Origin of the sequence: Gordonia soli NBRC 108243 (genome assembly GCF_000334455.1) — a bacterium.
Taxonomy (GTDB): domain Bacteria; phylum Actinomycetota; class Actinomycetes; order Mycobacteriales; family Mycobacteriaceae; genus Gordonia; species Gordonia soli.
This window is the reverse complement of the sequence record NZ_BANX01000041.1, coordinates 26,920-48,812: the sequence shown is the minus strand read 5'-3', so window position 1 is coordinate 48,812 and position 21,893 is coordinate 26,920. Positions and strand designations below refer to the sequence as shown.

The window sequence follows — 21,893 nt, the reverse complement described above, 5'->3', positions numbered from 1 at the left end:
TCAGGCACCACGCCGTCGGTTGATCCGCCGCGACTTGCGAGCGGCACGGTTGCGGGCTCGCCGCTGGTCGGTCTGCCCCATCTTCGGGTCGGATGCGATCCGGATCGGCAGAGCGGTCGACGGGAGGTCGGGGTGACTGGGATCTCGCGAGGGCAGGATTCGATCCCCGCCCGGACGGGTGCGTAGCGGCTTCTTCAGGAGACCTCGGAGGATCTGCTCGGCGGGGCTCTCGGGTTGGAGTACTTCACGCATCGGGGTTCTCCTCGGTGTTGGGGTAGTCGATGAACAGGACGTTCGTGTGCGGGATCTCGCGGATGCCGCCGTCGTGGTGCACGACCGCGTACTTCGCCCCTTCGGTCGACACCTCGCCGGTGACAGACCGGGGATAGTCCGAGCGGGCGGCGGGCGCGTGCTCTGGCGCGTGAGTGCCGCGGTACCAGACGGTTCCGAAACTCATCGGCGCTTCCTCCGTTCGGCGCGGGCGCGGTGTTCGCAGAAGGTGCAGATCCAGGTGGAGAGGCGGACGTAGAGTCCGCGCTGGGGCGGTCATGACGCGTCCACCAGGCGGTCCCAGTACGCGAGGCGTGCGCGGGCGGACGGCAGGCCGCTGACGATCGCGGCTGACGCGACCGCGAGGGCCTTCAGCTGGTCGTGTGACAGCTCGTCGAGTTCGGCCCACACGTCGACGGGGTCGATGTCGTTGACGTGGTCGACGAACCGGAGAGCCGCCTTTCCGAGCCCGTCGACGAGGCTCGCGTGCTCGTCGGGCGTCGGGAGCCGGGGCGGCGTCGCAGTGGGCAGCTCGGGTGACGGTCGACGCCGCAGGCGCTCCACGTGGCGGGGCGTGAGGCCCAGGATGTCCGCGATGTAGGTGCTCGACCGGCCCGCCGCGGCCATCTGGTGCACCGCCACGACGTACTCGTGCGGCCGGAGGGTGACCGACCGGTCGTTGTGGGTGGCGCGCCAGATCGCCATTTCGTCGATCGGCTGCTGGACGGCGGTCATGAGGCCACCTCGCCGCATCCGGCGTCACCGAAGTCGCGCCACGGGACGAACCGCTTCGGGCCGATAGCGCGCGTGAGGAATCCACCCCTCGCTGGACACCAGAATCCCCACTCACGCGAGCGACGTCCGGTCACGATCAGCGTCCAGCAGGGCAACAGACGAACGACCGGACCACCACCGTTGCCTAGGTCGCCTGTGGTCAGTTCCTCGGTGAGCTGGACGCGGTGACGCCACTCAGCGCGACGGAACGCGATCGACCCGCGACCGCGGTGGATCGTTCCCTGCTCGGTGATCTCGTCGTACTCGCCCGACAGGATCAGCGACACGAACGGCCACGGGTGATCATGGAGCGCGCGGTCGTCGTCGGAGCGAAGGAACTGGTGCAGGTAGACGTTGAGCACCGGGTTACGCGGGATCAGGTACCAGCGCCGCAGGTACGGGTTGTCAGTGCCGCCGATTACCTGATGCGGGCGACCGGAGATGAGACGCCGCAGCCATTCGCGGTTGGTGGGCAGAATTGATGTGGTGCTCATCGGCCATCGACCTTCCGGATCGCGGCATCGAGAGCCTGGATCGCGGCGTCGAGGGCCGGTGCCCGGCCCGGGAAGACGAACGCGAAGGTGCGAAGGTTGAGCCGATAGACATCCCGCTCGCGTTCGTCGATCTCGTTCCAGGACCGCGGTTCCGCGTGAGGGTCCTCGCTGGGCGTGTGCTCGAAGATTCGACGCGCGAAGTCGTCGATCGCGGCGCGAGCATCGGCAAGGTCTGCAATGTCACCGGAGCGGCTGGCACGACCGAGGTGCTCGGCGACGGGATCTCGGCGATTGCCGTCAAGGCCAGCCTCGTCCCGGGTGTACGGACGGGGCAGCGCCAGCCACTCGTCGTGCGCGTCGAGGACCGCGTCGAACCACTCGGCGTTGTCGTCGCCGAGCACGTTGTCGCCGTCCTCGTCAACGAGCGCCCCGTACCCGTTCTCGACCTGCTCACGGACAAACTCGCGGCGGTCGTCGAGCAGCTTGCGGTACGGGTTGGGGTAGCCGGTGTCGTCGGCGCCCTCGGCGTAGCCCTCGTCGTATGCCTGTTCCATCGCTTCGAGGTGGTGGCGGACGCCGCTCATCGGCCCCACTCCCCTCGGTTGAGCCGATCGGCTGCCATGTCGAGGGCCTCGGTAAGGGAGTCGCCGTAGACGGCGAAGCGTCGGCCACCGCGCGGGTCTGTGACGGCGACGCGGTGAGTCGTCTTCTGGACCTTCGACTCCTGCATCGTCGACAGGTCGTAGCCGAGCTGTGCGCACCGCTTGCTCAGGGCGTCGTACGCGGTCCCCAGCGCCTCGCGGGCGTCACGAACGGCGGTCGAGGTGGCGGCGATGACGACATTGGGCGCGATGTTCGCGGAGTCGTATGCGGAGGCGGCGGTCATCGGACTGCCCCGTTCCGCTGCGCCCAAAAGTCACGACCGCGGCGGCACCGACGGCACCGTGGCCGTGAGCACTTGTCGCCTCGGCACAGCTTGTACTGGCGGATCAGCGACTCGGTGAGGCGCGGCGTCGCGGGCGTCGGGACGATCGCGGCCCGGACGGCGCTCATCGCTGGCCGCCGGTGGACTCGACGATCTCGCCGCGATCGACCAGGACGGGCTCCCACGGTTCCGGATCCGGCGCAGGGATGCGCAGCAAGTCGACGATCAGATAGATCGCGAGGACGAGGGCGGCGGCGAGAAGAATGCACCACCCGAGGTTGTTGACGATGAACTCGTACATCTGACGGTTCTCCCTGGTGTGAGTAGCGGTGATGGAGACCCCGCGCCCGGCCAACCCCGACCGGGCGCGGGGGGCTTAGGTGCGCCCCGTCGCCCGATTGGGGGTAGGCGACGGGGCGCGGCGCGCGCTCATCCGCTGCACGCACATCGGCGCAGAGGCGTGCAGTGCGGGGCGCGCGGGCTTCATGACGCGACCAAGTCGCGCGACGCGGCGCGACGCTTTGCTCGGCGTGACGTGTTCGCGCACGTCCGGCAGTTCCGATTGACCCCGCGCCCTGGGCGGTGCTTCACGATGAGGTTGTCGCCCGCGTACGGGTGACCGGCGGGGCAACGTGTCACCTGCGTGTGAGGTGCGCGGCGATGGTTCTCTCCAGCGGTCACCGGTTCGAGGTGGGCAGGGTTGCAGCAGGCTCGATTACGGCAGAGGTGATCGATCTGGAGACCCGCGGGAATTGGGGCGACGAGCAACTCGTAGGCCAGTCGGTGAGTCGAACGCGTACGTCCTCGGAACTGGAACGAGCCGTAGCCCTTGGATTGGATCGCGCCCGTCCACTGCCAGCAACCGGTCGGCAGAACTGCGATCTTCTCGGCCATCAGAGCCGGCAGATCGCCGAGCATCACGCGCTCGCCTTCGTCCCGGACAGCGCTGCGTCGACGGCCGACCTGCGAATTCGCACCCCCGCGCCCGGTAGGCGAACGACCTCGATCGCCTCACTCTTGGCGTACCGTTGGACCGTCCGGAGGCTCACCTTGAGCAGCTGGGCCACCTCCGGAAACGTGAGAAGTTCCTCCGGATCGTGCGATGCATGTCGGTTCGGCATAATTCGGACCGTATGCCGCTGCGACATGAGATGTCAACACATGACTGTTGGTGTTGCGAGATTGTCGTTTCGTGTCGTAGCGTGACACCTATGACGACATCGGCCATTGAGATCGCGCAGAGCCCCGATCATGATGCTGCGATCGGCGAGCGGGTTCACACGTTCATGTGGCGACAGCGACTGACTCAGTCGCACGTCGCAGAGCAACTAGGTATCGGACAGCCAGCGCTCAGCCGCAAGTTGCGGGGCGATCGGCCATGGACGATTGGGGAGCTGTACGCCCTCACGGTCATCCTGAATGAGCCGCTACTGGCGATCCTGGGTGCTGAAGATCCGGTGGGGCCGGAAGATCCCGACGACGGAAATGTGGTGCCCCCGGCAGGAATCGAACCTGCGGCCTTCTGCTCCGGAGGCAGACGCTCTATCCCCTGAGCTACGGGGGCTCATCGGGCGGGCATCAGCGTAGCGCACCCTGACCGCCGGTTCCCAATCCGGCAGGTCACGACACCCCGACAGCCCCTTCGACGCGGACCCGCGAGCCGAGTTCGGTGCGCTGGACATGCAACTGGACCGGGATGCGAGCCCGCAGACCCTCGACATGGCTCACCACCCCGACCACGCGACCGCCGGAACGAAGTTCGTCGAGCACGGCCATGACGAGGTCGAGGGCCTCGGGGTCGAGGGTGCCGAACCCTTCGTCGATGAAGATCGTGTCGAGCACCCGGCCACCGGATTCCGCCGACACCACATCAGCCAATCCCAGCGCGAGCGCCAACGAGCCGATGAACGTCTCACCACCGGAGAGCGTTGTCGCGGCCCGCACCATCCCCGTGTACTCGTCACGCACCTCGATCCCGAGGCCTCCGCGTCGGTTGCGGGGACCTGCGGCGTCGGAGTGGACGAATTCGTAACGACCCGAGGACATCTGACGGAGTCGCGCGCTGGCGGCGATGAGCACCTCTTCGAGTCGCGCGGCGAGCACATACGACCGCAGCGACATCCTTCGTGCGTTCTGCCCACGACCACTCACCAGCTCAGCCAGACCGGCGAGCTCGGCGTGGCGTGCGCGCACGGGCTCCAGCCCATCTGCGGCAGCCCAGAACTGCGACACCTGGACTTCCAGCTCGGCCACGCGATGGCGTGCCACGGCCGCATCGTTGGCGGTGACGTCACGGCGGCTGCGCGCCGCGGCGAGCTCGTCCCCGAGTGCCTCGAGATCAGCGGGTGCCGAGTCGACAGCGGCTCGCACATCCGGGTCCGTCAACGTCTCCTCGGCCGCTGCGCGCGCGGTGGCCGCGTCGGCGAGGTCCCGCTCCCACTCTGCCACCTGTGTCGGCGTCGCGACGGCCGCGCGTGCGGCACCGACATCGTCGAATCCGGCTGCCGCGCAGGCCTTGCGCAGCCGCTCCGCGGACTCCGTGTGTCGATCGCGGGCACGCACCAGGGAGTGCAGCGTGTCGCGCACGCGCGCTGCCCGGGTCGCGAGCTCCGCCAGCTCACGCCGACGTTCGGCCACCCCGATCCGCCCACCTGTCGCCTCGGCCACCTCGGCGTCGAGCCGGTCCCGCTCGGCCGTCAGCGATCGCAGACGCTCCTCTCGGCCGGCGGCCGCCGCGGCCATCTCGCTGATCTCGTTGCGGCGCAGCGTCACCCGACCGTCCAGATCGAGGAGGGAGTCCTGCAGCCGGGGCAGCTCCGCAGCGGTTGCGCGCGCCACGGCAACCGCCGAGGCCGTCCGTTCGACGTCGGCGGCCACCGCATCGGCGGATGCGCCGTCGATCACGATCTCCAGGTTGGCGATGCGTTCGGCGAGCGCGGCCGTAACCGAGACAGCTTCGGTGCGACGCTCCTCGGCGGCCGTCACCTCCCTCTCGGCAGCCCGTTCGGCGGCCGCGTCGACGCCGGTCGGCGCGGCTGTGTCCGTGGCAGGCGCAGGATGTTCGGTCGATCCGCAGACCACGCATGCCTCGCCCTCGGCGAGCGTCGCGGCCAGCTCCGCGGCCATCCCGGCCACCCGTCGCTCACGCAGGTCGAGCAGGTGTTCGCGTGCGCGACTGTGCGACTCGCGTGCATCGAGCACCTCGACATCGGCCACCGCCCGGGCGCGGAGCGCGGTGGCGTGGTCGGTCAGCGCGGTGGTGATCGACCCGAGGCGCGCATGCTCTACCTCGAGTCGGTGCAGCTCGTTGCCCGCCGCTGACGCGGCGTCGATCGACGCGACGATGGCCGAACGTCTGGCCGGGGCTGCGTCGAGGTCGGCCTGGAGTTCGCCGAGCTGTCGATCGTCGGCGTTCCGCTGCGCGTCGATCCGGGCGATCTCGTCGACCAACCGACTCCGATCGGAGACTCGGCGCGCCAGCGGTTCCCAGCGCCCGGACTCCTCGTTCCACCGGGTTATCGCAGCTTCGACGGCATCGACGTCCTGCGTTGCGACCGTCGCGCCCTCGGGCAGGTCGGCGAGGGCATCGACCGCTGCACGGTGGTCTCGCTCGGCGTCGTCTGCGGCCGCCGTCGCGTGGTCATGCCCCTCTGCCACTCCGGCGATGGTCGCGGTTCGTCGCGCCGCCGCCAGGGCGAGCGCCGCGGACTCGAGTTGTCCGGCACGCGCGTCGAGCGCGGTCAGGCGGGCGGTGGCGTCGACGCCACGTCGTCGGTGAGCGGCGAGACGGCTCGCCTCGTCGTGCGTGCGATGGACGCGATCGAGTTCGCGCTGCGCCACGTCCGCCGACTCGGCAGTACGCTGCGCCGTCTCCCGTGCGGCGTCGAGAGCCGCCTCCGCCCACTCCATCGCGGGATCGGTGGGCAACTCGACCCCGCCGACCGCGGCGATCTGCCCGGCCAAGCGGTCGAGTGTCGCCATCCGCTCGGCCAGCGCGGCCGCACTCGCACGTGACTGATCGCGGAGCCAGTCCTCCAGGTCGCCGAATCGCTCGGTGTCGAAGAGGCGCTCCAATAGTTCTTCTCGCTCATCCGGATTCGCGCGCAGAAAACGTGCGAACTCACCCTGCGGCAACAGGACGACCTGGAAGAACTGTTCGGCGCTCATCCCCAGCAGTCGGACGACTGCGTCGCCGATCTCGGGCAGTCGCGTCAAGTCGGGCCCGGACCCGTCGACCCAGACGAGCGTGGCCTTCGCCTGGACCTTGGTGGTACCCGCGGCCCGGCGTTTCGGCCGCAGATGCTCCGGTGACCGCGTGATCCGCAGTCGCCTGCCGGCGATGGTGGCCTCGAGCACCACCTCGGGGACGTCCTCGGGGCGTGCGTGATCGGAGTGCAGGCGCTTGATGCCACGCGCTCCCGGGACCCGTCCGAACAACGCGAAGGCGATCGCATCGAGGACTGTCGTCTTGCCGGCGCCCGTGGGACCGTGCAGCAGGAAGAGTCCGTCTTCGGAGAGCCTGTCGACGTCGATCACCGCTTCGTCTGCGAACGGGCCGAACGCCTTCATCCGCAGGTGATGCACCCTCATGGTCGGTTCCTCACGCCGATGCCGCGACGTCGGGCTCGATCTCGAACAGCACGAGCTCGCCACCGTCATCGCCGTCCGCCTCGGGTTCGCCGACGACGGCGCGCAGGCCGCGATCGATGAGGTCGCGCTCCGTGGCGTTCGCCGCATTCCGGACGTCGGCGACGAACGAGGCGACGATCTGGGCGTCGGTGCGCCCGTGCACCCGAGATCGATAGTCGACCCCGTCGCCCACGTGGGGTCGTTCCCACTGCACGTGAACGGCAAACGGGAACCGCTCGCGCAGCCGACGCATGGCATCGACCGGCCGGATGGGATCGGTCAGGGACGCCTCGACGTAGTGGTCCTCGGCGGCGGCGAGGTCGGCGTCGGCGAGAAGGTCGCCCAGCGTGCCGGTCAGCGACGTCAGCCCGCGGACGATCGGGAGGTCGCGTGCACGGACTTCGGCGATGCCGTCGGCGTCGAGGTCGACGATCCAGATGGACTTGGAATGCGACCGCTCGCCGAAGGAGTACGGCAGCAACGACCCGCTGTAGCGGACCGACGGCGTGAGTTGCTGCGGTGAGTGCAGGTGGCCGAGCGCGACGTAGTCCACACCGGAGAATGTCTCGGCAGCAACGGTTTCCACTCCGCCGACGCTGATCGATCGTTCCGACCCGGTGGCGACACCGCCGACCACGAACGCATGCGCCACCACCACCGACCGGCTCGACCTACCCGCTAGGTCGGTGCGGATGCGGTCCATCGCCGCGGTCAGCACCCCCGCATGGCCGCGAGAGTCCTCGACGCCGAGTTCGCGGCGGGCCGTGTCGGGTTCGAGATACGGGATGCCGTACACGGCGATCTCGCCGTGGTCGTCGGTGAACACCACGGGGTCGGCGATGGTGGCCACGGAGGTCCGCAGGTGCAGGCCGCCTGCGGCGGCGAATCCGGAGCCCGCACCGAGACGCGTGGCCGAATCGTGGTTACCCGAGGTGATGACGATCTGCGCACCGGCTTCGGCGATCTCGGCCAGCCCCTCGTCGTAGACGCGCACCGCGTCGGCGGACGGTACCGAACGGTCGTAGACGTCACCGGCCACGATCACCACATCTGCGGACTCCTCGGCGACCACCGCGGCCAGATGCGACAGCGCCCGACGCTGGTCATCCAGCAGCTCGACACCGTGGAACGTCCGTCCCAGGTGCCAGTCGGAGGTGTGCACGAACCGCATGACCATCACCCTACGAGTGACCCCCGACAGACTGCGGGAGGCGACACGGGTGCCGGGACACCCGTCGCGCAGTGCCTCCCGACAGACTGCGGGAGGCGACACGGGTGCCGGGACATGCTGTCGGAGCGCCCGTCGACGACGCCGGCCCCGTAGTGCGGCGACAGTTGGCCCCTCGGCCCGGGACATTGTCGGATTCCTGACACCCCACAGCCGCGCGCCGTGGACAGCGCACACCACGGCCCGCTCACACGTCAAAAATCCGACCCACGGACTAGCGCGCCACCTCCCGGATTCCTGACACCCCACAGCCGCGCGCCGTGGACAGCGCACACCACGGCCCGCTCACACGTCAAAAATCCGACCCACGGGCCAGCGCGCCACCACCGAGATTCCTGACACCCCACCGCCGCGTGCCGTGGACAGCTCACAGCACGGCGCGCTCACGTGTCACGAATCCGACGCACGTCCGTCGGCGCGGCCGGACCGCGGCGTCGGTCCGCGCCCGACCGAGCAGACACCGACCACGCACACAGAGCACAGACTCACAGAGCACGGGAGGCGACACCGCTGACGCGGCATCGCCTCCCGTGGTCGGTTCTCCGAGTTGGGGCTCAGTTCGCCGTACGCACTCCCTCACCGGTCGCCGTCGGGGCGCCGGCCTCGGCCGACAGACCCTCGTCGGTTGCGACGGGCGCGCCACCGGCCGGTCCGCCGGGTGCTCCCGGTGCTGCGGAACGCTTGGGGGCGGTGAAGAACAGGGCCGCGACGACGCCGACCAACAGGACACCCGCACCCAGGTAGAGCGACTGGCCCATCGCCGATGCGAACCCGTCACGCACCATCTCGGGCAACTGTGTGCCGCCCTCGTGGTGGCCGGTCGTGCTGACACCGGGCAGCTCCGCCGCCAATCGCGTCTGCATCAGCGCGCCGATGGCCGCACTGCCCAACACCGACCCGATCATCCGGGTCGTGTTGTAGACGCCGGCTCCCGCACCGGCCTGATGCCACGGCAGGTTGCGCGTCGCGGTGGCCGCGAGCGGGGCCCAGATGCCCGACGAGGCGATACCCATCAGTGCCATCGGGATGATCAGTACCCACACCGGGGTGTCGGGATGCGTGACCATGGCCAGGGTGCCGATCGCGATCGCATTGAGCAGCAGCGCACTCGCGATGATCGTGCGCGGGTGCACCCGGTCGAGGATGCGTCCGACGATCGGCGCGAGGACGCCGGTCAGCACTGCCATCGGGACCATCATCACCGCGGACTCGGTCGGCGACATGCCGCCGACGAGCTGTAGGAACAGCATGGTCGGGAGCATCAGGCCGGAGATCGCGAAACCCATCGAGGCGATGCCGATGTTCGACAGGGTGAAGTTGCGGTCCTTGAACAACGACAGCGGCACCAGCGGCTCCGTACGAATCCTGGACTGCCAGAACACGAACAGGCCCATCACTGCCAGGCCGCCGATGATCAGCGACCAGATCCAACCGTTCCAGTTGTACTTCTCGCCGTCCTGGATACCGAAGACCAGAGCCGACAGACCGACCGCAGAGAGCACGACGCCGATCCAGTCGAAGTGATGGCGATGGGTCTCGACGTCGGGCACCAGCGTCGCGGCGAGCACCAGGCCGATGATGCCGACCGGCAGGTTGACGAAGAAGATCCACTCCCAGCCGAGTCCGTCGGTCAGGATGCCGCCGAGCAGCGGGCCGACGAGGGTGGCCACACCGGCGACCGTTCCCCACACGCCCATCGCGGCGCCGCGCTTCTCCGCCGGGAAGATCCGGGTGATGAGAGCCATGGTCTGCGGGGTGATCAGCGCGGCGCCGATGCCCTGTAGGCCGCGGGCGGCGACGAGCTCACCGATCGAGCCGGCGAATCCACACCACACGCTGGCGGCGGTGAACACGACCAGACCGACCTGGTAGACGTTCTTGGGTCCGAAGCGGTCACCGAGCCGGCCGGTGATCAGCAGCGGGACGGCGTAGGTGAGCAGGTAGGCGCTGGTCACCCACACGATGCCGTTGACATCGGTGTCGAGATCCGACTGGATCGCAGGCTGCGCGACGGCGACGATCGTCATGTCGACAAGGATCATGAAGAAGCCGACGCAGAGCGCCAGCAGCGCGGCCCAGGGCCGCGTGGTGATCGGGGTCGTGGACCCCGCCCCGGTGGAGGTGGTCATCGGTCTCCTGCTTTCTGTGGAGCGGCTTCGAGGTAGGTGGAGTCGGGATCGTCGAGCCATTCGATCTCCGACCCGCGGATGCGGTCGAGGAGGTCGACGATCCAGTCGATCTGGGTCTGCAGTGTGGCGATACGACACCCGGCGTCGAGGTAGAACATCTCCGGGGTCCCGCGGGCGCGGGCGTCGTCGACCGCTGTCGTCTGATCTTCGAGATCGGCGCGCATGAGATCGAGCCGGTCGGTGAGCAGTTCGACGACCCGCTGTCGGGGCAGACCGTGGGCCTCCGACAGTGCGAGGTACAGCTCCGGGTACTCCTGCGGATGTCGCGCGAGGATGATCTCGAGGCTCCGGTCGAGAACAGCGCGCCCGGTGTCGGTGATCGCGTAGATGGTCCGTTCGGGGCGATTGCCGTCTCGGGTCACCTCGTGGATCTCGATGAGTCCCTTGCTCTCCAGGCGATCGACGGTGTGGTACATCGTCCCCGCGCGGAACTTGGCGAGTCGGTCCTCGCGTCGTTCGATCGTCGTCTGGAACATCTCGTACGGATGCATGGGGCGCTCGGCGAGCAACCCGAGGACGAGGATGGCGACAGGTGGCGGCGCGCCGTCTCGGTCCAGACCCATGGGACCTCCTCTCATGCTCAGCGGTGAATATTCCAGGTGGAATATACCGCTCTGACCATCCGGTGCCAACTGTCCGTTCGGATCACTACTCTGGACGCCATGAGCACCAGCCCTGCCCGACCCGACCCCAGCGTGACCGAGGGGTCCGACACGGCCGCGAAGAACAACCCCGGGAGCTACGTCACCGGCGGTCAGGAGTTCGTCCGGGACACCAAGTACATCGACACACGGATCACCGCCGACGGCCGCGACGGCTACCCGGTGGAGGCCGGTCGATACCGTCTCGTGGCGGCCCGCGCATGCCCGTGGGCCAACCGGACGCTGATCGTGCGCCGACTGCTGGGCCTCGAGGACGCCATCTCCCTCGGACTCTGCGGACCGACCCACGACGCGGATTCGTGGACCTTCGACCTCGATCCCGGCGGCGTGGACCCGGTCCTGGGCATCCCCCGCATCAAGGATGCCTACGAGAAGCGGATCCCCGGCTATCCCAAGGGGATCACCGTGCCCGCGATCGTCGACATCCCTTCCGGAGCGGTGGTCACCAACGACTTCCCCCAGATCACCATCGATTTCGAGCTCGAGTGGACGGCCTTCCATCGCGACGGCGCACCGCAGCTCTACCCCGAGCATCTGCGTGACGAGATCGACGAGGTGAACCGCGGGGTCTACACCGAGGTCAACAACGGCGTCTACCGCTGTGGTTTCGCCGGGAGCCAGGATGCGTACGAAAAGGCCTACGCGCGGTTGTTCACCAAGTTGGACGAATTGTCAGCGCGGCTGAGCACTCGGCGATACCTGGTGGGCGACACCATCACCGAGGCCGACGTCCGTCTGTTCACCACGCTCGCCCGCTTCGACGCGGTCTATCACGGCCACTTCAAGACCAATCGCAGCAAACTCAGCGAGATGCCGGTGCTGTGGGCGTACGCGCGAGATCTGTTCCAGACACCAGGATTCGGCGACACCACCGACTTCGTGCAGATCAAGCAGCACTACTACATCGTGCACACCGACGTGAACCCCACCGGCATCGTCCCGGTCGGTCCCGACCTGACGAACTGGCTCACCCCGCATCACCGCGAAGAACTCGGCGGCCGTCCCTTCGGCGACGGCACCCCGCCCCCACCACCACGACCCGACGAGGTCGTGCCCGCACAGAACTGGGTACCCACCGCATGAGCGACAACGGAGACACCGCCAAGGCATCAGGCACGTCGGCTCCCACGCCGCCGACCGTCGCGGTCGACGCGACCGGCTCGCTGATCGATCGCGCCCAACGCCTCCAGGCGCCCGCGGTCAAGAAGTACGTCGACGGCCTCCGCACCAAGCACCCGGACGAGACACCCGCGCAGATCATCGCGCGGCTGGAGAAGCTGTACCTGACCGCCGTCACCGGCTCCGGCAGCGCTGTCGGCGCCACCGCGGCGATCCCCGGCGTGGGAACGTTCACGGCGGTCGGCGCGATGACCGGGGAGACCGCGTTCTTCCTCGAGGCGTCGGCGCTGCTCGCGTTGTCGATCGCCGAGGTGCACGGGATCTCGGTGCACGACTCCGAGCGACGCAAGACCTTGGTCCTGGCGGTGGCGTTGGGCGAGGAGGGCGTGCTCGCGCTCGGCAAGCTCGTCGGCGGGCGCGGCGGCGCACTCAGACGACTCGGCGGGGCGGCCATCCCCGGCGGTGGTCTGTCGGGTCTGAACAAGAAGCTGATCACGAAACTGACGCGCAAGTTCGCCATCAAGCGGGCACCGCTGATCTTCGGGAAACTGATGCCCGCCGGCATCGGTGCGGTCATCGGCGGCGCCGGCAACCGCGCGCTCGGCAAGCGTGTGATCACCAACGCACGTGCGGCTTTCGGGCCCCCACCGCCGGCGTGGACCATCGACGGCGAAGTCCTCGGCGACATCCCGCTGCCCCGTAGTGATCGGTGACGCCGACGCACTCAGAGAGCGCGCGGCGCGACCACACGGCACCTCATCGACCGGTCGACGAATCGCCCACCGCACATGACGTAGGCACTTCGGCTCTTCCGACGGACGGCCGCTCCGGCGGATGGATTCGTCGACTCGCGCGTGAGTGCGGCCGCCACCCCGTTCTGATCGGCGTCGTGCTCGTGGTCACCGGCATCGGGGTCGCGGTCGACCTCGTGCTGCCGCTGCTGGCGAAGGCCGCCATCGATCACGCCACCGGTGTCATCGACGACGGGCTCGCACTGAGCACCATCGTGACGGCCCTACTCGTGCTGGCCGCGGTCCGGTACGGCTCCCAATTCGGTCGCCGGTGGACGGCAGGCAAGCTGTCCATCTCGGTCCAGAACGGCCTGCGGCTACGGCTGCTGGACACGGTCCTGCACCTCGACGGCGAGTCACAGGACCGTATCCGGACCGGCCAGATCGTCTCGCGATCGATCTCCGATCTGCAGATCCTGCAGGGCCTGCTGTCGATGACCCCGTTGTCGGTCGGCGCGGCCGTGCAGGTGGTCATCGCGATCGGCATCATGGCGTACCTGTCGCCGATCCTGACGCTGGTGACGCTCAGCATCATCCCGCTCGTCGGCCTGGTCGTGTACCGCAGCAGACGGGATCTGTTCGCGGCGACCTGGTCGGCACAACAGGCCGCGGCGGACGTCGCCCAGCACGTCGAGGAGACGGTCACCGGGGTGCGCGTCGTCAAGGGATTCGGTCAGGAGCGTCGAGCGGTCGACGAACTGGTGGGTCTCGGCGGGCGGCTCTACTCGCTGCGCATGCGGGCCGGTCGGATCAACTCCCGGTTCGCACCGACGATGGAGGCCATCCCGCAGCTGGGCATGGTCGCGGTCATCGCGGTCGGCGGCTACCTGACGATGAGCGGTCAGATCACCGCCGGCACCTTCCTCGCGTTCGCCACCTACGTGGCGACCATGACTGCGCTGGCCCGTCTCCTCACCAATCTCATCGTGAGCGCTCAGCTGGCCCGCGCCGCGGTGGAACGGGTCTACGACGTCATCGACCATCCCCGCGATCCGGGGGACGCGGCAACCGGCGCGGTGCCCGACGGCCCGCTCGGGTTGCGTTTCGCCGACGTCTCGTTCGCCTATCCGGACCGGCCGGTCCTCGACGACGTCGATCTCGACATCGCACCCGGCGAATGTGTGGCGGTGATCGGACCGCCGGGGTCGGGCAAGTCCACGCTGGCCGATCTGGCCAGTCGGTTCCGACGGCCGGACACCGGCACGGTCGACCTCGTCGACGACCGCGGCGGGATCCACCCGTTGGCAGACATCGCCCCAGACCAGCTGCATGCCGCGGTGTCCGTGGTCTTCGACGAGCCGTTCCTCTATTCAGACTCGATCACGGCGAACATCGCGCTGGGGCATCGGACCGATCTCGCGACCCGCCCGGGCGGCGATGCCGCGGATCTCGAGCGACGGGTCCTGCTCGCCGCCGAGGAAGCGGACGCGCGCGAGTTCGCCGAGGCACTCCCCGACGGTTTCGACACCGTCGTCGGCGAACGCGGTCTCACCCTCTCCGGCGGGCAACGACAACGAGTCGCGTTGGCCCGTGCGCTCTTCCAGCAGCCGCGGATACTCGTCCTCGACGACGCGACGTCGGCGGTCGACGCCACCACCGAGTCGCACATCCTGAGCCGACTGCGCGAGCGTCGGCACACGATGCTGGTCCTCGCACACCGCCGGTCCACACTGATGCTCGCCGACCGGGTGGCGGTGCTGGACTCCGGACGCATCGTCGACATCGGCACGGTCACCGATCTCGAGGCCCGATCGCCCGTCTTCCGCGCGCTGATGACCAGCGGCGGCCGCACCGACGACCCCGACGACTGCGATCCCGTAGGTGCCGATGCCACTCGTCTGCCCACCGGCATCGATGACCTCTGGCCGTCGGCGGATGTCGACGCCGACCGCGCAACCGCGACGACTCGCCGCGCGGCGCCGCTCCCGGGCGGTGGAGCGGGACGCGGGGGCCCCGGCGTCGCCGGCGCGCTGGGTTCGATGGCGGCCACCCCGGAGCTGGAGGCGGCCGTTGCCGCGCTACCGCCGGCCGACGAGGACCCGCGCGTCGACATCGCCACCGCCAGACGGGAGAACCCGCACTTCACCCTGCGCGGACTGCTGAACCCGGTCGTCGGCCTGCTCACGCTGGCAATCGTCTGCATCGGCATCGACACCCTGGTCGGGTTGGCGTTCCCGTCCCTGGCGCGCACCGTCATCGACGCCGCCGGACACTCCGACCAGTCGACCCTGTGGTGGGCGACCCTCATCGGCGTCGGGCTCGTCGGGGTCGGATGGGTCGCGTCGTCGACCATGGTGCTGACCACCACGCGAGCCGGCGAGCGTGTCCTCTACGGCCTCCGCGTCCGCAGTTACGCGCACCTGCAGCGGCTCGGCCTGGACTATTACGAGCGAGAGTTGTCCGGCCGGATCATGACCCGGATGACCACGGATGTCGACGCCCTGTCGACGTTCCTGCAGACGGGCCTGGCATCGGCGGTGATCGCGGCGTTGACGCTCGTCGGCGTGAGCATCGCGTTGCTGCTCACCGATCCGTTGCTCGGCGCGGTGATCCTGCCGGTCTTCCCGGTGCTCATCGTCGCGACGGTGATCTTCCGGCGGATCGCGTCGCGGGCCTACACGCGATCACGCGAGCTGGTCAGCGTCGTCAACGCCGATTTCCAGGAGAACATCGCCGGCATCCGGACGACCCAGACCTACCGGCACACCGACGCCGCGACCGAGCGGTTCACCGGACGGACCATGGAGTGGGTCCGAGCGCGGATGGTCTCGCAGACGGCCATCTCGGTCTACTTCCCCTTCATCACCTTCATGTCCGACATCGCCACCGCGGTCGCGGTGGCCGTCGGCGCCCACCAGATCGCGACGGGGTCGCTGTCGGCGGGGACACTGGTGGCCTTCGTGCTCTATCTGTCGATGCTGTTCGGGCCGGTCCAACAGCTGTCGCAGGTCTTCGACGGATACCAGCAGGCGGTGGTCGGGCTGCGCCGGATCGGCGATCTGCTGTCGACCCCGAGCTCGCTGTCGGCGAATCCGGACGGTCGGACGCCCGGTCCCGACGGGTTCGACGGCGAGGTCGAACTGCGCGAGGTCGGGTTCCGCTATAACTCGGCGGCCCGGGACGCGCTCACCGACGTCGACCTCACCGTGCCGGCGGGCGGCTCGCTCGCGCTGGTCGGTCGCACCGGGGCGGGCAAGTCGACCATCGTCAAACTGCTCGCGCGCTTCTACGACCCGACCACGGGCTCGGTCCGCATCGATGGCAGCGACCTGCGCGACTTCACACTGGAGAGCTACCGGCACCGCATCGGGGTGGTGCCGCAGGAGTCGCACCTGTTCACCGGGACCGTGTCCAGCAACATCGCCTACGGCCGACCCGACGCCGGCCGCGAAGAGATCGCCGCGGCTGCACGTGCGGTGGGCGCCGACCGGATGATCGCGGCGCTCCCCGGCGGGATGACGCACCCCATCGGTGAGCGGGGTCAGGGACTGTCGTCGGGTCAGCGACAGCTGGTCGCCCTGGCGCGCGCCGAGCTCGTCGAACCCGACCTGCTATTGCTCGACGAGGCGACCGCCACGCTCGATCAGGCCACCGAGGCGCTCGTCCTCGCGGCGGGTGAGGCCGTCGCGAGCCGGCGGACGTCGGTGATCGTCGCGCATCGGCTCGCCACCGCCGCCCGCGCCGACCGCATCCTGGTCGTCGACGACGGTCGCATCGTGGAGTCGGGAACTCACGACGAGCTGCTGTCGTTGGGAGGTCGGTACCGCGCGTTCTGGGATGCCGGTGTCGCCCCGGATGCGGACGGTATCGCGGTCGCTGCCGTGGGTTCGCACCCACGGTCGGAGGCTTCGGGAGAATGACCTGCTCATCGATGTGAGTGCCCTCACAAAGTGGGGTCGGCCGTTGAACGCGCCGCCACCCCGGACGCGTAGCATCGTCAGGTGGTTCACCGATAGTCTTCACAAGAGACGACCAGCGTGGACGAGGCGACCCGACACCAGAGGGAATAGAGGCGAGATAGCGCTGTGAGCAGTTCGATTTCGGATTTCGGACAGAACACGTGGCTGGTCGAGGAAATGTACCAGCAGTACAAGAAGGACCCGGATTCGGTCGACCCCAGTTGGCACGAATTCCTGCGGAACTACGAGCCGGGCAGCAACGGTTCACCGGACACCGAAGCGGGTGACAACGCCTCCGCCCGCTCGTCCTCGACGTCGAACGGCAGCACCTCGTCCGCCCCGACCAGCTCGTCGGGTTCCAACGGGTCCGGCTCGTCGAACGGCTCTGGCGCCGCCGCGCCGAAGACCGCCTCGACGACGGCGACGTCCGACAACGCGCGGTCGGCCACCAAGCAGGTGACCCTCGACCAGGATCCGCCGCGGAGTTCCGGCAGCCGGAAGGGCGTGCCCGCCAAGGAATCTCCCGCCACCAAGGCGGCGTCGGGACACAGCGACGCCAGCCGTGACGGTTCCAACCGTTCCACCAACAAGGCCCCCGCGCGTCCCGCCGCGGGTGAGTCCGCATCCGAAGACGGCACCAAGGTGCTGCGCGGCGCGGCTGCCGCGGTCGCGAAGAACATGTCGGCGTCGCTCGAGGTCCCGACCGCGACCAGCGTGCGCGCCGTGCCGGCCAAGCTGATGATCGACAACCGCGTCGTCGTCAACAACCACCTCGCCCGCACCCGCGGCGGCAAGATCAGCTTCACCCACATCCTCGGGTACGCGATCGTCCAGGCCATCAAGTCGTTCCCCAACATGAACCGGCACTTCGCCGAGATCGACGGGAAGCCGAACCTCGTCACCCCGGCGCACACCAACCTGGGTCTGGCGATCGACCTCGTCGGCAAGGACGGCAACCGCACTCTGGTCGTCGCGGCCATCAAGAACTGCGAGACGATGGGCTTCGCGGAGTTCTACACCGCGTATCAGGACATCGTCCGCCGGGCCCGCGACGGGAAGCTGACCGCGGAGGACTTCGCCGGGGTCACCATCTCGCTGACCAACCCGGGCACCATCGGCACCGTCCATTCCGTACCCCGCCTGATGAAGGGGCAGGGCGCCATCATCGGTGCCGGCGCGATGGAGTATCCCGCCGAGTTCCAGGGCGCGAGCGACGAGCAGATCGCCGAGTTGGGTGTCGGCAAGCTGATGACGCTCACCTCGACCTACGACCACCGGGTCATCCAGGGCGCGGAGTCGGGCGACTTCCTGCGCACCGTGCACCAACTGCTGCTCGACGACGCGTTCTACGACGAGATCTTCACCGCCTTCCACATCCCGTACGAGCCGGTCCGCTGGCGTCGGGACATCCCGGCCGGGTTGGTCAACAAGAGCACGCGCGTACTCGAACTGATCGCCGCCTACCGCAACCGCGGTCACCTGATGGCCGACATCGACCCGCTGCAGCTCGACAGTGACGCCCGAACGGCACATCCGGATCTCGACGTCCTGACCTACGGCCTGACCCTGTGGGATCTCGACCGGACGTTCAACGTCGGCGGATTCCACGGCCAGGACAAGATGAAGCTGCGCGACGTCCTGTCCATCCTGCGCGACGCCTACTGCCGCCACGTCGGTGTGGAGTACACCCACATCCTCGAGCCCGAGCAGCAGCGCTGGGTGCAGGACCGGGTGGAGATCAAGCACGTCAAGCCGCCGGTCGCCGAGCAGAAGTACATCCTGTCGAAGCTCAACGCCGCCGAGGCCTTCGAGACGTTCCTGCAGACCAAGTACGTCGGGCAGAAGCGCTTCTCGCTGGAGGGCGCGGAGTCGGTGATCCCGATGATGGACGGCGTGATCGACCAGAGCGCCGAGCACGGACTACACGAGGTCGTCGTCGGCATGCCGCACCGTGGCCGCCTCAACGTCCTCGCCAACATCGTCGGCAAGCCCTACTCGAAGATCTTCACCGAGTTCGAGGGCAACCTGAACCCGTCGCAGGCGCACGGTTCGGGCGACGTGAAATACCACCTCGGCGCCGAGGGCAAGTACTACCAGATGTTCGGCGACAACGAGATCAACGTGTCGCTGACCGCCAACCCCAGCCACCTCGAGGCCGTCGACCCGGTCCTGGAGGGCCTGGTGCGCGCCAAGCAGGATCAGCTCGAGGACGACGAGTCGTTCGCCATCCTGCCGCTGATGCTGCACGGCGATGCCGCATTCGCCGGACAGGGTGTGGTCGCCGAGACGCTCAACCTGGCGATGCTGCCCGGTTACCGCACCGGCGGCACGATCCACATCGTGGTGAACAACCAGGTCGGCTTCACCACCGCACCCGAGCACTCGCGTTCCACCGAGTACTGCACCGACGTCGCCAAGATGATCGGCGCACCGATCCTGCACGTCAACGGCGACGACCCGGAGGCCTGCGTATGGGCCGCCAAGTTGGCCGTCGATTACCGCCAGGCGTTCCACAAGGACGTCGTCATCGACCTCGTGTGCTTCCGCCGCCGCGGCCACAACGAGGGTGACGACCCGTCGATGACCCAGCCCGCGATGTACGACGTGATCGACACCAAGCGCGGCGTCCGCAAGAGCTACACCGAGGCCCTGATCGGTCGTGGTGACATCTCGACCAAGGAGGCCGAGGACGCCCTGCGCGACTACCAGGGCCAACTCGAGCGGGTGTTCAACGAGGTCAAGGAACTCGAGAAGTACCGGATCGAGCCCAGCCCGTCGGTCGAGTCCGACCAGACCCTGCCGACCAAGCTGGTCACGGCGGTCGACTCGTCGGTGCTGGAGCAGATCGGTGACGCCTTCTACAACACGCCGGAGGGCTTCAGCCCCCACCCGCGTGTGACACCGGTGCTGAAGCGGCGCCACGAGATGTCCCGCGAAGGCGGTGTGGACTGGGCTTTCGCCGAGCTGTTGGCTCTGGGCTCGCTGGTCCTCGAAGGACGCACGGTGCGCCTGTCGGGCCAGGACTCCCGTCGCGGCACGTTCACCCAGCGTCACTCGGTGCTCATCGACCGCGACAACGGGTCGGAGTACACCCCGCTCAACCACCTGGTGCCCGACGACGCCGACCGCACCGACGTGGGCCGCTTCATGGTCTACGACTCCCCGCTCTCGGAGTTCGCGGTGGTCGGTTTCGAGTACGGCTACTCGGTGGGCAACCCCGAGGCACTCGTCCTCTGGGAGGGGCAGTTCGGCGACTTCGTCAACGGCGCCCAGTCGATCATCGACGAGTTCATCTCGTCCGGTGAGGCGAAGTGGGGGCAGTTGTCCGACGTCGTGCTGCTGCTCCCCCACGGCCACGAGGGACAGGGTCCCGACCACACGTCGGGACGCATCGAACGGTTCCTGCAGCTGTGCGCCGAGGGATCGATGACCGTCGCGCTGCCATCCACGCCGGCGAGCTACTTCCACCTGCTGCGTCGCCACGTGCTCGACGGCATCAGCCGCCCGCTGGTGGTGTTCACGCCGAAGTCGATGCTGCGCAACAAGAGTGCGGTCAGCCCGATCGAGGACTTCACCGAGGACAAGTTCCGTTCGGTGATCGACGATCCCCGATTCGAGAAAGAGGGCGCCGACCGTTCCACGGTCAAACGCGTGCTGCTGGTCAGCGGAAAGCTCTACTACGAGTTGGCCGCCCGGGCTGCGAAGGACAACCGCGACGACGTGGCGGTCGTGCGCGTCGAGCAGCTCTACCCGGTGCCGCACCGCCGCTTGAGCAACACCCTCGAGCAGTACTCGAACGCGGACGATTTCGTGTGGGTTCAGGAGGAGCCGGCCAACCAGGGTCCGTGGCCGTTCCTGGGCCTCTGGCTGCCGGAGATGCTGTCGGTGTTGAAGGGACTGCGCCGGGTGTCGCGACGCCCGATGTCGGCGCCGTCGTCGGGATCGAGCAAGGTCCACGCGGTCGAGCAGCAGGAGATCATCGACACCGCGTTCGGCTGATCACCACCTGAGATCGTGGCATCGAGCCGCGACACCCACCCGGGTGTCGCGGCTCCGTCGTCTCCCGGGTCGCGCGTGCAACCCCGCAGCGCTTCTTCCGCTCCGAACTCCTTCTTCCGCCGGCTGCAGGTGGCGGAAGAAGCAGTTCGGAGCGGAAGAACGGAGAGCTGCCGAGGTCGTCGCGAGCAGACGGCGATCTCAGACCGGGGCGACAGCTCCGGCGAGCGCAGGCAGGGATGCGGAGATCAGACCGAGCAATTCGTCGCGACTGACCCGCGGTTCGGTGAGCCAGCTGATGGTGGTCTCCTCGACGAAGGCGATCCAACCGTGCACGGTCATCTCGGTCAACGGCGTGACCTCGACTCCGAGAGCGGGCGCGTGGTCGAGGATGCGCCGGGCCATCACCTGGCGCGTGTTGTCGACGACCTCCCGCATCGCGGGATCGGCACTCGAGGCCCCGCGCATCAGGGTCGTGTAGGCCGTGCTGTGGGCGACCACGTAGTCGATGAACTCCGACATCGAGGCGGCGAGTATGACCAGCGGGTCACCGAGCGTGGCATCGGGCGCGGTGCGCTCCAGCATCTGCTCGGCCTGCGCCCGCGCGATCGCGACGTGGAAGTCCTGTTTGGACTCGAAGTAGTGGAACAGCAGAGCGCGCGACACGCCGGCCGCCTCGGCAATCGCGTCGATCGACACCTGCTCGAGCGGCCGATCTGCCAACATGGCCAGGCCGAGGTCGATGAGTTGGTCGCGACGGGCCTCGGGGCTCATCCGCGTACGTCGGGTCTGTGTCACCGACGTCGCCCCGGTGTCGGTGCACTGCGGGTCGGTGCCGTGCAAGTCACTGCACTGCGGGTCACTGCTCGTGGGGTCGCTGCTCGTGGTGTCACTGTGCTGGTCCTCCCGGGCACGTC

General features: G+C 68.4%; 18 protein-coding genes and 1 tRNA gene. 4 read left to right on the top strand and 15 right to left on the bottom strand.

The window, feature by feature from the left end; all coding sequences use genetic code 11:
* The 14 genes from GS4_RS23085 to GS4_RS23025 all read right to left on the bottom strand — a co-directional run bounded on the left by GS4_RS23085 (position 1) and on the right by GS4_RS23025 (position 11,072).
* Positions 1 to 252, bottom strand: coding sequence for a hypothetical protein (locus GS4_RS23085; protein ID WP_007625149.1), 252 nt, complete (start codon positions 250 to 252; stop codon positions 1 to 3).
* Complete coding sequence (locus GS4_RS23080; RefSeq protein WP_007625148.1) at positions 245 to 457, bottom strand: hypothetical protein; 213 nt, start codon at positions 455 to 457, stop codon at positions 245 to 247. The genes GS4_RS23085 and GS4_RS23080 overlap by 8 nt, the downstream gene beginning before the upstream one ends.
* An 89-nt stretch (positions 458 to 546) precedes the next feature.
* Complete coding sequence (locus tag GS4_RS23075; protein WP_007625147.1) at positions 547 to 1,005, bottom strand: hypothetical protein; 459 nt, start codon at positions 1,003 to 1,005, stop codon at positions 547 to 549.
* Positions 1,002 to 1,538 (bottom strand): hypothetical protein, encoded by a 537-nt coding sequence (locus GS4_RS23070; protein ID WP_007625146.1) that lies wholly within the window; start codon positions 1,536 to 1,538, stop codon positions 1,002 to 1,004. The genes GS4_RS23075 and GS4_RS23070 overlap by 4 nt, the downstream gene beginning before the upstream one ends.
* Positions 1,535 to 2,122: a hypothetical protein gene (locus GS4_RS23065; RefSeq protein WP_007625145.1), complete on the bottom strand. Its 588-nt coding sequence runs from the start codon at positions 2,120 to 2,122 to the stop codon at positions 1,535 to 1,537. The genes GS4_RS23070 and GS4_RS23065 overlap by 4 nt, the downstream gene beginning before the upstream one ends.
* Complete coding sequence (locus tag GS4_RS23060; protein WP_007625144.1) at positions 2,119 to 2,424, bottom strand: hypothetical protein; 306 nt, start codon at positions 2,422 to 2,424, stop codon at positions 2,119 to 2,121. The genes GS4_RS23065 and GS4_RS23060 overlap by 4 nt, the downstream gene beginning before the upstream one ends.
* Positions 2,425 to 2,587: 163 nt before the next feature.
* Positions 2,588 to 2,764 (bottom strand): hypothetical protein, encoded by a 177-nt coding sequence (locus GS4_RS25715; RefSeq protein ID WP_007625143.1) that lies wholly within the window; start codon positions 2,762 to 2,764, stop codon positions 2,588 to 2,590.
* Positions 2,765 to 2,946: 182 nt separating this feature from the next.
* Positions 2,947 to 3,357: an HNH endonuclease signature motif containing protein gene (locus GS4_RS24980; protein ID WP_085947074.1), complete on the bottom strand. Its 411-nt coding sequence runs from the start codon at positions 3,355 to 3,357 to the stop codon at positions 2,947 to 2,949.
* A gap of 23 nt (positions 3,358 to 3,380) precedes the next feature.
* A complete protein-coding gene (locus GS4_RS23050) occupies positions 3,381 to 3,584 on the bottom strand; it encodes a helix-turn-helix domain-containing protein (protein ID WP_007625139.1) in 204 nt (67 codons plus the stop codon).
* A gap of 367 nt (positions 3,585 to 3,951) precedes the next feature.
* Positions 3,952 to 4,027 (bottom strand) — tRNA-Arg (locus GS4_RS23045).
* A 56-nt stretch (positions 4,028 to 4,083) separates the two neighbouring features.
* A complete protein-coding gene (locus tag GS4_RS23040; RefSeq protein ID WP_007625137.1) occupies positions 4,084 to 7,053 on the bottom strand; it encodes an AAA family ATPase in 2,970 nt (989 codons plus the stop codon).
* Between the two features lie 10 nt (positions 7,054 to 7,063).
* A complete protein-coding gene (locus tag GS4_RS23035) occupies positions 7,064 to 8,263 on the bottom strand; it encodes a metallophosphoesterase family protein (protein WP_007625135.1) in 1,200 nt (399 codons plus the stop codon).
* A gap of 611 nt (positions 8,264 to 8,874) precedes the next feature.
* Positions 8,875 to 10,449 carry an MFS transporter gene (locus GS4_RS23030; RefSeq protein WP_007625133.1) on the bottom strand — a complete coding sequence of 525 codons (1,575 nt, stop codon included), beginning with the start codon at positions 10,447 to 10,449 and terminating at the stop codon, positions 8,875 to 8,877.
* The gene (locus GS4_RS23025; protein ID WP_007625131.1) at positions 10,446 to 11,072 is read right to left on the bottom strand and encodes a PadR family transcriptional regulator; all 627 of its coding nucleotides are present in this window, start codon (positions 11,070 to 11,072) and stop codon (positions 10,446 to 10,448) included. The genes GS4_RS23030 and GS4_RS23025 overlap by 4 nt, the downstream gene beginning before the upstream one ends.
* A gap of 99 nt (positions 11,073 to 11,171) precedes the next feature.
* On the opposite strand from GS4_RS23025, the gene GS4_RS23020 reads away from it, so the two are divergent.
* The 4 genes from GS4_RS23020 (at position 11,172) to GS4_RS23000 (ending at position 20,979) form a co-directional block, all read left to right on the top strand.
* Positions 11,172 to 12,254 (top strand): glutathione S-transferase family protein, encoded by a 1,083-nt coding sequence (locus GS4_RS23020; protein ID WP_040511612.1) that lies wholly within the window; start codon positions 11,172 to 11,174, stop codon positions 12,252 to 12,254.
* A complete protein-coding gene (locus tag GS4_RS23015) occupies positions 12,251 to 13,003 on the top strand; it encodes a hypothetical protein (RefSeq protein ID WP_007625127.1) in 753 nt (250 codons plus the stop codon). The genes GS4_RS23020 and GS4_RS23015 overlap by 4 nt, the downstream gene beginning before the upstream one ends.
* Before the next feature lie 125 nt (positions 13,004 to 13,128).
* Entirely contained in the window at positions 13,129 to 16,941 is a 3,813-nt protein-coding gene (locus tag GS4_RS23005) for an ABC transporter ATP-binding protein (protein WP_245555808.1), read from the top strand.
* Positions 16,942 to 17,106: 165 nt separating this feature from the next.
* A complete protein-coding gene (locus GS4_RS23000; protein ID WP_007625123.1) occupies positions 17,107 to 20,979 on the top strand; it encodes a multifunctional oxoglutarate decarboxylase/oxoglutarate dehydrogenase thiamine pyrophosphate-binding subunit/dihydrolipoyllysine-residue succinyltransferase subunit in 3,873 nt (1,290 codons plus the stop codon).
* Positions 20,980 to 21,177: 198 nt separating this feature from the next.
* Here the strand turns inward: GS4_RS23000 and GS4_RS22995 are convergent, their stop codons facing one another.
* Positions 21,178 to 21,750 (bottom strand): TetR/AcrR family transcriptional regulator, encoded by a 573-nt coding sequence (locus GS4_RS22995; RefSeq protein WP_083862831.1) that lies wholly within the window; start codon positions 21,748 to 21,750, stop codon positions 21,178 to 21,180.
* Between the last annotated feature and the right edge of the window lie 143 nt (positions 21,751 to 21,893).